Origin of the sequence: Gluconobacter sp. DsW_056 (genome assembly GCF_002153595.1) — a bacterium.
GTDB lineage: Bacteria > Pseudomonadota > Alphaproteobacteria > Acetobacterales > Acetobacteraceae > Gluconobacter > Gluconobacter albidus.
Genome location: NZ_JOPF01000007.1, coordinates 37,175 through 52,219 on the forward strand (window position 1 = coordinate 37,175; position 15,045 = coordinate 52,219).

Annotated in this window: 13 protein-coding genes; 6 read left to right on the forward strand and 7 right to left on the reverse strand. The window is 60.4% G+C overall.

Going from position 1 to position 15,045, the window contains the following annotated elements; genetic code table 11:
• The 5 genes from HK22_RS05890 to HK22_RS05910 form a co-directional block, all read right to left on the reverse strand.
• Complete coding sequence (locus HK22_RS05890) at positions 1 to 891, reverse strand: LysR family transcriptional regulator (RefSeq protein ID WP_231865414.1); 891 nt, start codon at positions 889 to 891, stop codon at positions 1 to 3.
• Positions 892 to 1,050: 159 nt separating this feature from the next.
• On the reverse strand, positions 1,051 to 3,624 hold the full coding sequence (locus tag HK22_RS05895) for a TonB-dependent siderophore receptor (protein ID WP_233142441.1): 2,574 nt from the start codon (positions 3,622 to 3,624) through the stop codon (positions 1,051 to 1,053).
• A 242-nt stretch (positions 3,625 to 3,866) separates the two neighbouring features.
• Complete coding sequence (locus tag HK22_RS05900; protein WP_086648659.1) at positions 3,867 to 4,325, reverse strand: RidA family protein; 459 nt, start codon at positions 4,323 to 4,325, stop codon at positions 3,867 to 3,869.
• Positions 4,322 to 5,392, reverse strand: coding sequence for a DUF4392 domain-containing protein (locus HK22_RS05905; RefSeq protein WP_086648660.1), 1,071 nt, complete (start codon positions 5,390 to 5,392; stop codon positions 4,322 to 4,324). Before HK22_RS05905 ends, HK22_RS05900 begins: the two co-directional genes overlap by 4 nt.
• A gap of 18 nt (positions 5,393 to 5,410) precedes the next feature.
• Positions 5,411 to 6,427: a threonine/serine dehydratase gene (locus tag HK22_RS05910; RefSeq protein WP_369827206.1), complete on the reverse strand. Its 1,017-nt coding sequence runs from the start codon at positions 6,425 to 6,427 to the stop codon at positions 5,411 to 5,413.
• Between the two features lie 196 nt (positions 6,428 to 6,623).
• Here HK22_RS05910 and HK22_RS05915 point away from each other — a divergent pair, with 196 nt between their 5' ends.
• Genes HK22_RS05915 through HK22_RS05930 form a run of 4 tightly spaced genes read left to right on the forward strand, consistent with a single transcriptional unit; the run spans position 6,624 to position 10,871 of the window.
• Positions 6,624 to 8,903 carry a TonB-dependent siderophore receptor gene (locus HK22_RS05915; protein ID WP_086648661.1) on the forward strand — a complete coding sequence of 760 codons (2,280 nt, stop codon included), beginning with the start codon at positions 6,624 to 6,626 and terminating at the stop codon, positions 8,901 to 8,903.
• A complete protein-coding gene (locus HK22_RS05920; protein ID WP_086648662.1) occupies positions 8,900 to 9,178 on the forward strand; it encodes a hypothetical protein in 279 nt (92 codons plus the stop codon). The genes HK22_RS05915 and HK22_RS05920 overlap by 4 nt, the downstream gene beginning before the upstream one ends.
• Positions 9,175 to 9,474 (forward strand): hypothetical protein, encoded by a 300-nt coding sequence (locus HK22_RS05925; protein ID WP_086648663.1) that lies wholly within the window; start codon positions 9,175 to 9,177, stop codon positions 9,472 to 9,474. The genes HK22_RS05920 and HK22_RS05925 overlap by 4 nt, the downstream gene beginning before the upstream one ends.
• Positions 9,474 to 10,871 carry a PepSY domain-containing protein gene (locus HK22_RS05930; protein ID WP_086648664.1) on the forward strand — a complete coding sequence of 466 codons (1,398 nt, stop codon included), beginning with the start codon at positions 9,474 to 9,476 and terminating at the stop codon, positions 10,869 to 10,871. Before HK22_RS05925 ends, HK22_RS05930 begins: the two co-directional genes overlap by 1 nt.
• Here HK22_RS05930 and hutI read toward each other — a convergent pair.
• Positions 10,859 to 12,097, reverse strand: coding sequence for an imidazolonepropionase (gene hutI / locus HK22_RS05935; protein WP_086648665.1), 1,239 nt, complete (start codon positions 12,095 to 12,097; stop codon positions 10,859 to 10,861). The genes HK22_RS05930 and hutI overlap by 13 nt on opposite strands.
• Positions 12,098 to 12,230: 133 nt before the next feature.
• Between hutI and HK22_RS05940 the strand changes: the two genes are divergently transcribed.
• Together HK22_RS05940 and hutG are read left to right on the forward strand one after the other, a co-directional pair.
• Complete coding sequence (locus tag HK22_RS05940; RefSeq protein WP_086648666.1) at positions 12,231 to 13,601, forward strand: formimidoylglutamate deiminase; 1,371 nt, start codon at positions 12,231 to 12,233, stop codon at positions 13,599 to 13,601.
• A 19-nt stretch (positions 13,602 to 13,620) separates the two neighbouring features.
• Positions 13,621 to 14,424 (forward strand): N-formylglutamate deformylase, encoded by an 804-nt coding sequence (hutG, locus tag HK22_RS05945; protein ID WP_198945493.1) that lies wholly within the window; start codon positions 13,621 to 13,623, stop codon positions 14,422 to 14,424.
• Between the two features lie 3 nt (positions 14,425 to 14,427).
• Here hutG and HK22_RS05950 read toward each other — a convergent pair whose 3' ends face one another.
• Positions 14,428 to 15,045 (reverse strand): HutD family protein, encoded by a 618-nt coding sequence (locus tag HK22_RS05950; RefSeq protein WP_158093540.1) that lies wholly within the window; start codon positions 15,043 to 15,045, stop codon positions 14,428 to 14,430.

Below are 15,045 nucleotides of genomic sequence, written 5' to 3' on the forward strand. Positions count from 1 at the left end.
TCAGGTCACATTGGCCGACACACGTTCCGCAATGGAGATGACGTCCTCGACAATCGCCGAACCATGACTGATCAGCCGCCCTGCGACACACCGCAGCAGAGGCAGCTTCATGCCTGTCTCGAACACCCGGAGCTTCCCGCTGGCCAGATAATCCCGCATGACCGCATAGGGCAGCAGGGCCAGCCCTTCTCCCCCCAGCGTGAGCGCCAGAATGGACGGCAGGGAACTCATGGTGTCCACCCGGTGATGGACGATCCCCTCCCGCGCCAGAAAATTGCGGATCGCCGAATGGGGAATGGTGTTGCGCGACAGGGTCATGATGGAAATCGACGGCGCCTGCCCCAGATCCAGCTTGCCGTTGCTGGGCAGCGCGAAATGTTCCCTGCCAACCATCGCAGTCTCGTAGTTGCACAGCTCGCTTTCGATCAGACGCGGTGAATTGACCGGCCCCAGAAAGAAACCCACATCCAGCATCCCCTTGGTGATTTTCCGGGAGATTTCATCCGAAACCGAAATCTCCAGATCCACTGTCAGATTTGGATATTTGTGGCGGATCTCGATCAGAAGATCTGAAATCCAGGTCTGTGAAATGGTTTCAATCGCTCCGATACGCAGGATTCCGGTTGCGTCCTGATGTCCTTTGACCGTCTGGATCATTTCATCACGCAGATCGAGGATCTGACGGGCATACTGCACCACCGTCATTCCGACCGGCGTGAGCGTGATGGATTTGGGGGCCCGATGAAAAATACTGGCCCCCAGAAGCGCCTCAAGATGCGAAATCCGGACGGACACCGCTGGCTGCGTCATCCGCAGGGCATCGGCTGCCGCCCGGAAACTCCCCAGCCGCTCGATCCACAGAACCGTCTCAAGAGACTTGAAATCCATCATGAACGTCTCTGTCCTTTCCTATGCTCCGACAATGACGCCGATCTTTTTACGATACCGGAACAGGAGACCCGCCACCAACCGTACCGGCAAAAAAAATATCCTGCCCAAAAGGGCAGGATATCGCAGAACCGGCAGGACAATGGTTCAGGAACGGCCCCCTCAGAACTGGAAGGCCGTCTTGACGTAATACATGCCGCCACTGAAGCCGTAAGGCGAGTTGTTGGGATAAATAAACGCATTCTGCAGTGCCGCGCGCGAGGCCGCGTTCGCCTTGCCCGGATAATGATTCCCAAGGTTGAAAGCGCCCCCTGCGACATGCCATCGTTTGGTGATGTCATATCCCAGTTCAAGATTGGTGATGTAGGACGGCTTGGCATAGGTCCACTGGGCCTGCGTCAGAGACGGTGCCGCAACCCATGTATAAGACCCGAAACGCTGCTCCTGCACACGGGCCGAGAACGGTCCGCGATGCCAGACAACTGTCAGGTTTTCGATATTTTTGGGCGAAGAATGCAGCAGATATTCCGCATTCGTCCGGTTGAAGGACGACAGCCCAAGCTGCTGAAGGGTCGAGGGGGTCGCGTTATGGTGCGAAATTTCACTATCCGCGATATTGAGGGAGAAGCGGAAGTCGAAGTCACCAAGATGTCCCGTCTTCAGATGATAGGCCGTCGTGACGTCCCCACCATTCGTAACCGTATTGACCGGATTGCCGTAATAGGCCGCATACAGCACGTTGGGCAGCCCGGCCGCAGAGAGCAGGCTTTCCACTTCGGTCCCGCCGAACTGGGTGCTGTTATACAGACGGTCGTTGATGGAAATCCGATAGAGATTAGCCGTCAGCGTCCAGTTCGGCAGCAGCGTGGCATCCACACCAATGCTGTAGCTCCGGGACTGCTCACCCCGCAGCTTCGTTGCGCCCAGAACCTTGGCCCAGTTCGAATTCACCGGAAGCTGCGCCGTCCGGTATGTCGGGAATGTCGTTTCGGCAAAGAACCCTTCCTCCGCAAGCGTCGGCGCCCGGTATCCCGTGTTGACGTTCCCCCGGAACGCAAGGTTCTTGCTCACATTATAGCGTGTTCCGACTGAGCCTGAAGGGTGAACGCCAAGATCGTCATAGCTGACCGCATGGCCACCGAGCGTCCATTCCCATTTGGGCGTAACATAGAAATCCAGATTGACGTGCCCGTCGAAAATACCACGGTTCAGAATGCTGCCAGCCGCCGCAGGAATTCCGAATTTGTCCACCGCACCCGCAGACGCCATTTTCCCGGCATTCGGCCCATCGAGAATAGGAACCCCGCCATTCTCCACAGACGCCTCATCACCCTTGCCAACCTGATAGGTATCGAAACGATAATCGAAACCATAACTCAGATTGACCGGACGTGGCAGAAAGGACGTCTTGATGATCTTCGTGCTGTTGAACCCGGCATCCAGCTCGGTAGAGACAAACTGTCCCGTGTAAAAACTCGTCGGGCTGTCCAGTCCCATCGTGGGGTTGTCTGTATCAACAATATGGTTGATCTGCTGATTACGACCATAATTGACGAAGAAATCCCACTGCATTCCCAGAAAACTATGCGCGCGGATGCCATTATTAACCTGAAAATCCCATTCCTCGGCATGCCACATCGGCTCCATGCCATTCGGATGGAGCGCGCGCACAACGTTATCGTTGGACGGCGCACGATACGTCTCAGGCGCAATGATGTCCTTATGGGCAAAAGTCGAGGTATTGTAGACTTCCCAGTTATCCGTCACCGGATAGGCCATGTTGACGCTGGCGGTTTCAAGCAGCATCCGGATATTGCCTGCCAGACGCTGCACGTCCTTGCTGGCGGTCTCGTTGCGTGGATCCCCCGCAAAATACAGGTTGGACGGATAATCGCCCGAACGGTTGGTGGAAAGCTGGTTGTTGATCTGGGCCGCCACGTTCAGATAACCGCCATGATGCCCCAGGGCGAAGCCATAATCGGCATTGCCATCGAAGGACTGCCCGTCTCCCGCATAAAAGCCGCTGTTCTGGAGATTGATCGAGCCGCCCTTGCTGTCTTTCTTCAGAACAATATTGACCGCACCGGCCTCGGCATCCTGACCATACAGCGCACTCGCGCCTTCAGTGATGATCTCGACATGGTCAATCGCGCTGACCGGGATCAGGGACAGATCCGCCGGGTCCGTCCCGTAGTTCGGACCGGCCTGATAATAATTGAAATTGGCGTCCACATGCCGGCGCTTGCCGTTGACCAGCATCAGCGTCTGATCCGCGCCAAGGTTTCGCAACTGCATCGTCTTGTTGAAGCCGTTGCTGCCCATGCCGCCGAAAGGAGATGACGTCACGGCAGCGGAAAGCTGGGACAGCGCGGCGAGGATGTTGGTCTGACCGGTCTCCTTGAGCTGCTGCGAAGAATACCGGAAAACCTGTACCGTACTATGCTCCCGCGTGGAGGCCGAAAAAACGCTTTCTCCCGGAACCTGCGTCCCGCGAACGGCAATGCTTTCCGTGTCCTTCGCGCTGACCTGTGTCACTTTCCTGCGATCCATTTTTTTAACGGAACGAGAGGAGGTGTCAGCAGGATGAGCAACATGGACGGTCTTTTTCCCGGACGACGAAGTCACGTCCCTGCCCTGTAATGTTCCCTGTGCCAGTGCAGCATGACACAGCGACGTCGTCAGAAGACACGCCGTGCTCAGGGAGAGAGAGCGGGAGAGGTATTTCAAGGCGAACATTTTCACGCACTCCTGGGATCTGGGGATCAAAAGGCAGCTTTCCGCCGGAATTTCTTCATATGAGACGCGATTACCTTCCCTCCGGCAGTGTTCGTTCCGCCCGGTCAGTATTTTCGCTTTCATTTCCAGTTGATAATACGAAAACTTGATACGTTATTGGAACGTTTATCTTGTTATCCGCGCCAATAAATTTCTTTTATACCCCTCTGGGGGACGGTCACAGCCGACCGACCGGACAGGAATCAGTCGATTTTGAACATGGCTTCCACCTCGACCGCCATCCCGGATGGCAGCGAGGAGGTCCCGGTCGCGATCCGCACATGGCATCCTGCGTTCCCCAGAACCTCTCCGAACAGATCGGAGGCACCGTTCAGGACTTTGGCCTGCTGTTCGAAGTCTTCCAAACACCGTACCACCCCCGCCACCCGGACGAGCCGCCTGATCCGGGACAAATCTCCCTCAAGGAAATTCCAGACATGCGCCAGGATGTTGAGCCCACACAGCCGCGCCGCCTGCTGCCCCTCCTCGACGGAAAAATCCCTGCCCACGACCCCCTTGTAGCGAAGATCGTCTCCCCAGCGTGGCCCCTGCCCTGAGACGAACAGAAAACCGTCACAGGAGAGGATCGGCGTATAATTGCCCCGTGGAACACTGACGGGCGGAAGAATTACGCCCCCCTCAAGCACAGCCCCCCCCCTCACGCACGGATCTGCCTCCAGTCCCCGGACTGGCCCTGCCAGTTGGTGACCATCCCGAGATGACGTTGCAACGTTTTACGGAATACCTGAATCAGACCGCGCCATTCCTCCGCAGCAATTCCGTCCGTCGCAGGCTCCGGCCCCATGAACATCCCGTCCACACCGCCACTCGCCACACAGGCTTCAATACAGCGGACTTCCAGCTCCGGCTCGTGAAAAACAGCCTGATTTTCCACCAGACAGGCCAGAGCCGCCACAAGACCGGTCGCCCCCCAGTTCGAGACATTCGCGACGATAAGATGGTCCGTTGCCGTCTCAGCCGCCACACCACCCCGTCCTTCAATGCCGCAGTCACGGGCCTTGGCGATCTTCTGTTTCAGTTCCGCAGCGATCACACCCATGCCGAGTTCATTGCCGCCATCCCCGATCCCGATGGAACGCAGCCCCCGCACCCGTGCCTGTGCGAACAGGTAGTCCAGATCCGCAACCATTCCATCCAGCGGACGGCCACCCAGACCATGATACAATCCCCTGTCATTGACGCCAGGCCGTTCGATCGCAATCAGGAGGCTCGGCTGAACCTGATCGAGCAGTGCATCGCACGTTTTGCGACTGCCGGCGTCATCCTTGGGCACAGTCGCAACATAAACCGGCCGCAGATAGGGAACCGGCACGATCTTCCCGTCTGCGGGCAGATCGAACGGTGCAAGACCCGCGCCGCGACAGGTCGCAAACATCATCTCCCGCCAGTCCTCGTCCACGACAATGACCGTTTCGCGCGACAGGCCCAGAAAGATCGAGCGCGCAATAAATGCAGCGCCCACAGGCCCATCCGTTTCCGGAACGCCGCCGCCTTCGGGGAAACCCGTAGCGATCAGAACAGGCCCCGGACGCTCCGCCACCTGTTTGACGATCATCTCGGCGGCAGCCATGCACATGCTGCCAGGCTGACGCTTCTGGAGCGCAGCGTAAATCATGCCGATACTGCCAACACCCGTATAATCCAGCACCATGAAGTCATCAATGGTTGCAGACAGACGTTCATACAGCGCTGTTCCACTCTTCAACATCCTGAATACGCCTTTTCTTTACAGTATTGAAGAATAGACAGACGGATCGACATTCCCGCCACTCAGCACCGCCACCGTCACCTTCCCCCGTACATCGAGCTTTCCCGAAAGAATGGCCGCAAGCGGTGCGGCTCCGCCGGGCTCGGCCACAAGTTTGAAATGCTCGAAGCAGTTGGCCATGCCGACCCGGATTTCGGCATCATTCACAACCAGACCGTCCGCCAGCAGGGCGTGATTGGTCGGAAAGGTGAGTGCGCCCGGCGTAGGCACCATCAGCGAATCACACAGCGTGTTCATGCCACCCGCATTCTCGACCCGATGCCCGGACGCCAGCGATCTGGCCAGATCGTCAAACCCTGCGGGCTCCACGGAATAGATGGACGTTTCCGGACGACAGGTGCGGACAGCCGTCGCAATCCCCGCCACCAGTCCACCGCCACTCGCACTGGAAAGCACATTGTCGGGCATAACACCCAGCTCCCGGCACTGCTCCATGATCTCAAGACCCACCGTGCCCTGACCCGCCATGACGTTGAAATCATCATAGGGCGGAACAATGACGGCGCCCTCGGAGTCCGCAATCTGCGCGCCGATTTCCTCGCGGTTTTCCGTCGCGCGGTCATAGAGCCTGACCTTGGCGCCATAACGGCGCGCACCCTCGATTTTCATCTGCGGGGCACTCTCGGGCATGATGATATGAGCCGGAATATCTAGCAGCGCACAGACCGCCGAAATCGCCAGGGCATGATTTCCCGAAGACCACGCCACCACACCGCCGCGCCGTTCGCCCGGCGTGAGTTGCAGAATACGGTTACAGGCCCCGCGAAACTTGAACGAACCCGTTTTCTGAAGCATTTCCGGTTTAACCAGAATACGCCCCCCCAGCCTTTCATTCAGCACGGGACTTTCAAGAAGAGGCGTCCGGACCACATGATCGCGTATGCGACACGACGCTGCGAATATTTCGGAAAAATTCAGCGTTCTGTTTTCAGACTGTATCACAGATACTTTCCCCACTTCTGATGGGGTCATCATTCTTTTCAAACGTTTCTCAAATCAAATATTATCTTTGTATAACCCGCCATAAAGAACGCTTATGCCTGCCGCCCCTTCGCGCCCGATGCGGCCTCGTGTTTCGCCTGAAAAATCCCGTTTTTAAAAAATCTCCAGTTGACAATGATTCTCATTATCGAAATAGGAAGGGTAAATTTAGTTTTAATGAAGGCGCTCCATGAGTTTCTCCCGGCTTATCTGTGGTACGGCGTCCTGCCTCGCCCTGAGCGCACAGATCGCATCCGCAACCCCCTCTGATCCGCAGGACAAGCGCACGGGGAAAACCACGTCCGGCCAGACCGCCGGGCCTGCGCAACCGGAAGCGACGGGTTCGCCTGCCGAAATCATCACCGTCACCGCAACGGGCCTGTCGCAGGCCGGAGCCTCGACCAAAACCCGCACACCCATCATCGAATCTCCCCAGACGATCTCGATCGTCAGCCGCGACGAAATCGAACTGCGCTCCTCCCCCACCATCGCCGATGCCCTCGCCTACACCGCAGGCGTCCAGGCCGAACCACAGGGCATCGACAACCGGGTTGACGAAGTGTCCGTCCGTGGATTTGGGGCGGGCGGTTTTTCATCGAACAACAATTTCGTGGACGGCCTGCGCCTCCCCGCCGGTGGCCAGTGGACGCGCACATCGTTCGATCCGTTCGCCCTCCAGCAGATCGACGTCCTGAAAGGCCCCTCCGGAGCATTGTACGGCCAGACGGCGCCCGGCGGCGTGGTCAATCTGGTCACGAAACGTCCGACGGAAAAAAGCGAAGGCGAGTTCTTCCTCCAGAGCAGCGGATATACCGATCTGGAAAACTGGCAGGGACAGGCTTCCGGCGATATATCGGGAAAACTGACCCATAGCGGCAGCCTCACGGGCCGAATGGTCGCTCTGGCGAAATATGGCGGCACACAGGTCAATGATGTCACGGCAGGCCGCTATTATGTCTCGCCCAGTCTGACATGGAAATTCGCCCCCCATTCGACATGGACACTGCTTGCGCAATACCAGCGCGATGTCGGCGGCTCGACATTCCAGTTCCTGCCCGCAACAGGCACGCTTTACGCATCCAAAGGCCGCCATATCGCCAATGATGCCAATATCGGTGAACCCGACTGGAACACATTCGACCGCAATCAGGCTCTTTTCGGATCGTTCCTGGAACATCGCTTCAACCGTTTCCTGACGGTTCGGAACAACGTCCGCTACACCTATCTCGACACGCTGTACCGCTCCACGGTCCTCTCAGGCGATACGCTTGCGAAATGCGCCAGTACCGTTGCGGGATGCGTGGCGGGAGAGACGGTCAACCGCCGCGCCGTCGAAGGCCGGGGGCGGTCACAGGGCGTCGCCATGGACACACAGGTCGAAGGCCATGTCCGCACCGGCCCCGTACGTCACCTCATCCTTGCCGGGACGGACTATTTCTATACGGACTGGAACCATGACCGCGATCTCGTCAGCGCGACACTGGTCAAGCCGCTTCTGAATATTTTCGATCCTGTCAGCCGCGGCAGCGCGGGTTACGAAAGCAACCTGTCCCCGCAGGTCTATACGTCCACGGTCAGCCGCCAGAACGGAATCTATTTTCAAGACCAGCTCAAGTTCGAGCGCCTGCGCGTTACAATCGGCGGCCGTCAGGACTGGGCCAATGACAACACCTACAATATCCTGAACCGCAAACGCTACATCACCCCCTCGCAGGCCTTCACCTGGCGCGCGGGCGGCGTCTATCTGTTCGATAACGGACTGGCACCCTATTTCAGCTATGCCCAGTCCTTCCAGCCGACCGTCTCCGATCCGTCCACGGCCAAGAACGGCCTGCCCTTCAAGCCGACCACCGGCGACCAGTACGAAGCCGGCATCCGCTACCAGTACGGCAAGAGCATCTATGTCACGTTCGGCGGTTATCAGATCACCCAGAAGAACATGACAACCCCCGACCCCGACGGCGAAACCTGCGGCACCGCGACCTGCCTGATCCAGACAGGCAAAGGTCGCGTCCGCGGCCTCGAACTCGAAGGACGCGCCACCCTTCCATGGGACATGGCCGTGATCTTCACCGGAACGCGCAGCGACGCCCGCATCCGGCAGTCCAACACGGCAGGACAGATCGGCAACTACCTGCCGCAGGCTCCGAAATGGATGGCCTCGCTCTTCATCGACCAGCGCATCCGCTACGGCGCTCTCCGCGGTCTGGGGGTCGGCGGCGGCGTGCGCTACACCGGCACAAGCTACGGCGATACGGCCAATAAACTGGCCATCCCCGACTATACGCTGTTCGACACCTTCCTCCGCTACGATGTCGGCGATGCCCATCCCGCCTATAAGGGCCTGATGCTCTCGCTCAACATGCGCAACGTCGCCAACAAGCGCTTCGTCGCAACCTGTACGGCGGTGGCCGCCTGCTATTACGGACAGGGCAGAAACCTCACCGCCCGACTGGAATACCGCTGGTGAGTCCGGCCCTGTCCTACGCTCTCGCAACCCTGTTCATCGCAGGGGGCGGAGCACTGCTCTATGCATGTTCCACCAACCAGAAACTCCTGAACCGCCCCCTGCAAGGCAACATTCCGGTTCTGCTCGGGGTCGGGTTTCTGCCTGCCGGAACGGCCATCCTGACAACCACAACGAGCTTCTGCACCGCCTGCCTGATGGGCATGACCCTGCTCATGATCGTCTGGTGCCTGCTGCCACTGGGCGCATCTCTTCTCGCTGGCAGATCCCGGCCATGACGAAGCTGCCCCAAACCCTCGACAACCGGCACTGGATCGCGAAAGTCTCCGCCGCCGTCCTCGCGGGCGGCGGAATGACGTTCGCCATCATGGCCGACCTCGGACGACTCATCGGCGCCAATGGCGACCCCAGAAGCCTCTCTGCCCAGGCTCTGATGTGGCTGACGGCCGTTCTCTGGGTGCTGGTGCTGGGAACCTGCTTTCTGTTCCCCACGGGCCGCCGGGCCTGGGCAATGTTGGGCGGGGGCTGCGTCGCCTTCTGGGGTCTCTTCCTGCTCCTGAGAGCATTATCCTGATGAAAATCCGCTCCGACATCCTGCGCGTCTACCGCGAGGTCCATAGCTGGGTCGGGATCTGTGCCGGACTGCTTCTGTTCGTGGCGTTCTTCGCCGGTGCGATCAGCATGTTCGAACAGCCCCTCCAGAACCTGACCTCACCCCAACTCGACATGCCGCCCCCGGTGCCTTTGTCCAAGACACCAGACCTGCTCGAAAAGGTCTTCAGCGCCTATCCGCAGGCCCGGCAGACCTACACAATCCTGCTCGCCCCGGACCGCAGCCTTCCTGGCCGCGTGGCATGGCCTGTACACCCGCCCCATGGCCACGACGCAGGGCCGATGTTCGTCGCAACGCTTGCCCCCGACGGCGCGCTGGTCGTCCGTCAGCAGGCCATCACCCCGGTCGCGCATTTCATCGACATGCTGCATCAGGAACTGGGCATCCCCCTGCCCCATGCAATCAGCCGACCGTTCATGGGCATCATCGCGCTGCTCTACGGCATGGCCCTGATCTCAGGCGTGCTGCTGTTCCTGCCCACGCTGGCCCGCAATCTGTTCGCGTTCCGCTTCCGCGAGGGACCGCGCAAACTCTGGCTGGACCTGCACAATCTGCTGGGTTTCTTTTCGCTGCCCTTTCACATCGTCATGGCCCTGACCTCGGTGGTCTTCGCATTCCATGACCCCATTTTCGCAGTGCAAAGCCGGGTTTTCGCCACACCCCACGCCTCCCAGCATCTTCCGACGCACACAAGGCCTCATCCCATTACTGCGGACCAACACCCCGACGCACCGCTCCTCACCCCGACCGAACTTGTGACGTCCCTCGGAACACAGACCCCGGGCTTCGTCCCCACCACACTGGCCTATAGCCAGGGCCATGGCGGCATGATGCTGCGTGTCAGCGGGCAGGACAGCCGCTACAGCATGCGTGGCCCCACGGCAGGCTTCGCCACGGTCGATCCCCGCAGCGGCAAAATCCTGTCTGCGGATTACCTTCCCGGCCATCAGAAAACCGGCTTTGCCATCCTGACGGTTTTCTTCGCCCTGCATTTTGGCAGTTTCGGCGGCAATGCAATCCGCTGGGGCTATGTCGTTCTGGGTCTTGCAGGGGCCGGCATGTTCTATACCGGCAACCGGCTCTGGATCGACGCCCGCCGCCGCCGCGAAAAAGCGGCAGGCCTTCCCCATGACAGCCTCCCCACCAGCATTCTGGCCCGCCTGACCCCCGGCTGGACCGCAGGCTGCATCAGCGGAACCGGCGTGATCCTTCTGGCAGGACTACTAAAGCCGGATCTCATGACCGAAACCGTCGTGACCTCCGCATATTACGGCGTTTTCCTCGGATGCATCGCGGTCTTCCTGTTCAAACCCCAGAGACCCCGCTCAACGCCCCAGTCAACGTCTCAAATGTCCTGAACGCAGCGCCCCTCAAAAATACGACGCGTGGGGCGCAGACCGCCCACCCAGTAAGACAGTTCATGCGGGCCCGTCACATCCCACAGCGCCATATCCGCCCGCATCCCCTGCCGCAGCATACCCACCTGCTGCCCCAGCCCCAGAGCCCGCGCGCCCACGGACGTCACCGCCCGGAAACTCTCTTCGGGCGTCAGACGAAACAGCGTGCACCCCATGTTCATGACGGCCGTCAGCCCCAGAACAGGGGACGTCCCCGGATTGCAGTCTGTCGCAAGCCCGATACCCACGCCATGCTCACGCAGCAATGCGACAGGCGGGAGCTGCTTTTCTCGGATGAAATAGAATGCGCCAGGAAGCAGCATCGCAACCGTCCCATGACGCGCCATGCTCATGACAGCCTGCTCATCCGCATATTCCAGATGATCCGCAGACAACCCGTGATACCGCGCGGCCAGAACCGTCCCTCCGCCCAGAGAAAGCTGCTCGGCATGAATGCGGACGGGCAGTCCGAGCGTCTGGGCCGCCTCGAACAGGATTTCCGTCTGGGCGGGTGAAAAGGCGATCGTCTCGCAGAACGCATCCACGCTATCAACCAGCTTTTCTTCATGAAGGACCGGCAGAACCTCTTCGACCAGGAACGTCACATACGCGTCCGCACGCCCCCGATATTCGGGCGGCACCGCATGCGCGCCCAGAAACGTCTTGTGCACACGGACCGGCAGTTGCTCGCCGATCGCCCGCGCCACCCGCAACTGTTTGAGCTCGTCCGCAAGGGTCAGTCCGTAGCCTGACTTCACTTCCAGAGTCGTGGTGCCTTCGCGGATCATCGTGCGCGCCCGCTTGAGGGACGCCTCCAGAAGCTCCTGCTCCGATGCCGCGCGCGTCGCCGCAACCGTCGAGAGAATACCGCCGCCCTTGCGAGCAATCTCCTCATAGGACGCCCCGTTCAGCCTTTCCGCGAACTCACGACTGCGATCGCCCGCAAACACGACATGCGTATGCGCGTCGATCAGCCCCGGCGTCAGCCAGCCGCCGCGCCCGTCCTCGATCCGGATGGCCAGATTTTCCGGCACATCCGGCAGATCCGCCTGCGCGCCAATCCAGCAGATCGCCCCGTCGTGCACGCCCACTGCACCATTGCGGATACATCCATACCCATCCCCGGCCGTGACGAGAGCCTCGTCACCCGTCGCAAGATGGACATTGAGCCAAAGGACGTCCCACATGGTTCTTCTCCGAATTGTTCCGGTTACGGTGATATATGTATATACATATCAGTCAATCCCATTATGATCCTGCCCGGAAAACGGAACCCGCTTGCCCAAAGCGCCTTCCTCTCGTGCAACCTGGAATTTCGTTATGACCGAAGTGTTTGCAAAACAGGCCCTCCTGCCACAGGGGTGGCGCCGCAACGTCCAGATCACCATCGCCGCTGACGGGACGTTCACCTCCGTCACCCCCGACAGCACACCCGGCCCGGATATGCAGCTTCTGGACATGGTCGTGCCCCCGCAGATCAGCCTGCATTCCCACGCCTTCCAGCGCGCCATGGCAGGACTGGCAGAGCGCCGACAGAACCCGGACGACACCTTCTGGACGTGGCGCACGCGCATGTACCAGCTCGCGCATCGCATCTCCCCGGAGCAGATGCAGGACGTGGCCGCCTTCCTGTATATGCAGATGCTCAAGGCCGGCTACGCGCAGGTCGCCGAATTCCATTACCTGCACAACGCCGTCGACGGACGCCCCTATGCGTCCCCGGCCGAAATGTCCTCACGCCTCGCCGCAGCCGCCACCGATGCAGGCATCGGCATCACGCTCCTCCCCACCCTCTACGCCCGTGGCGGGTTTGACGGCAGCCCGCTGAACGACGCCCAGAAACGCTTCGCCAGCACCCCGGACACGATCGCCCGCATCCTGTCCGACCTCCAGTCCGACTGGTACAGTTCGCCACTGGTGACGGCCGGGGTGGGCCTGCACTCCCTCCGCGCCGTGAACATCCACACCCTCGGCGACCTGCTCCGCGCAGCAGGCCCCGCCGCCCCGATCCATATTCACATCGCCGAACAGCAGCGCGAGGTGGAAACCTGCCTCTCCGTCACGGGACAACGCCCCGTAGAGCATCTGATGAGCCATCTGCCCGTCGATGCCCGCTGGTGCCTCGTCCACGCCACCCATCTCTCGGCCGCGGAAGTCACCGCCATCGCCCGCTCCGAGGCCGTGGCCGGTCTCTGCCCAATCACGGAAGCCAATCTGGGAGACGGCATTTTCCCGTTCGAAGCCTATGTCGCGCAATCAGGTCGCTTCGGCATTGGCAGCGACAGCAACGTCCTGCTCAGCCCGTGGGAAGAGCTCCGCCTTCTGGAATATGGCCTGCGCCTGCAAAGCCAGAAACGCTGCGTGGCCCTCCCCCCGGACCACAAGGGGTCAATCGGTGCGTGGCTGTATCGCCAGAGCCTCGCCGGGGGCGCGCAGGCCAGCGGCCTGCCCCTCAGCGGCCTGCAACCCGGCGCCCGCGCCGATCTGTGCGTCCTCGACGAACAGGCCCTGTCCCTGCCCGACCTTCAGAACGACGATATTCTCGACTCCGCCATTTTCGCGACCTCAAGCCCTCCGGTCCGGCACGTCATGTGCGCCGGACAATGGCGCATCACCGATGGCCACCACCCTGATGAAGCCCGCCTGACCAAGGCTTTTCATGCAACCCTGCGCACCCTGATGGCTGCCTGAGATTTTCCGGATCACAACCATGACGACCGTTTTCTCCTTTACTCCCGGCACCCTCCCAATCCTGATCACAATCCCCCATGCGGGCGACCGTCTGGCGCAGGGCATGGAAGAACGCATGACCCCGCGCGGCAGAAAACTGCCCGATACCGACTGGTACATGGAACATCTCTATGCCTTCGCACTGTCAAAAGGGATCGGCATCCTGCGCGCAAATTTCTCCCGTTATGTCGTGGACCTGAACCGAGGCCGGGATGACGCCGCCCTCTATGCCGGACGGCCCAGCACGGGTCTGGTGCCGCTGCTGGGCTTTGACGGACAGCCCATCTATCAGGACGGTCAGGCGCCGGATGCCGACGAAATTGCCGCACGGACAGAGCAGTACTGGCAGCCCTATCACGACGCCGTACAGGCTGAACTGACGCGCCTCCGGGAACAGTTCGGATGGGCGATCCTGTGGGATGCCCATTCCATCTGCTCGGAAATTCCCAGACTGTTCGAAGGGCGCCTGCCGGACCTGAACTTCGGCACCAACAGCGGGGCCTCCTGCGCACCCTCACTGGCCAAAGCGCTTCTCGCCCGCGCAGAAACGCTCACCGCCTACACCCATGTCCGCGACGGCCGATTCAAAGGCGGCTACACAACGCGCCATTACGGCCAGCCAGCGGACAACATCCACGCCATCCAGCTCGAAATCGCCCAGTCCACCTATCTCGCCTCAGAGCAGGCCCCCTGGCCCATCGACCTTCAGGCCGCCGCCAGCCTCTCGGCCGCCATCGAACCCCTGCTGGCAACTGCCGCAGACTGGCGCCCCGAAAGCTCCTGAACGTCAGCCGGGAGCAACGCAATACAAAAGGCCGTCCCCGTCCGATTCCAGCCGCCCGCCACTCCCTTCCGGCAGCACCAGATACGCCCCGGCCACGCAGGTCCGGGGCTGCCCCGACGCCCCCTCAAACACCCAGCACCCCCGTGCGACAACCACCGCGCGCGCCGCAGACACTTCGAAACCCGAAGCATCCCCGCCCCGAACCGCCTCCATCCGCCACGGGCGGTCCGCAGGATGCATCAGGTTCACCACCTGAACCGGCCCGTCCACAAGAATGGCCTCCACATCCAGATCGCCGGGAAACGCCAGAATTTCCCCAACCCGGACGACTTCCCGCTCCGTCCCGTCCGAAAGACGAAGCCGCACGCCCTGCCCCGTCAGCAGCGCAATCTGCCTCGAAATCCCCGGAAACCGCGAGAAAGCGCCATCCTGCGTAATCTCCGCAACGCTCAGACGCCATTCTTCGCCAGAAACAATGACCCGCGTCAGGCCACCACCGTTTTTCCACGCCTGCGCGACAAGGTTTTCAACCGGCTGCGGCCCACGGGACAACGGGAAAAGATTGTCATTTTCCGGATCCGGCTTCATATGGTCATACGCCTGCTTAGGGGTGTGTCTCAT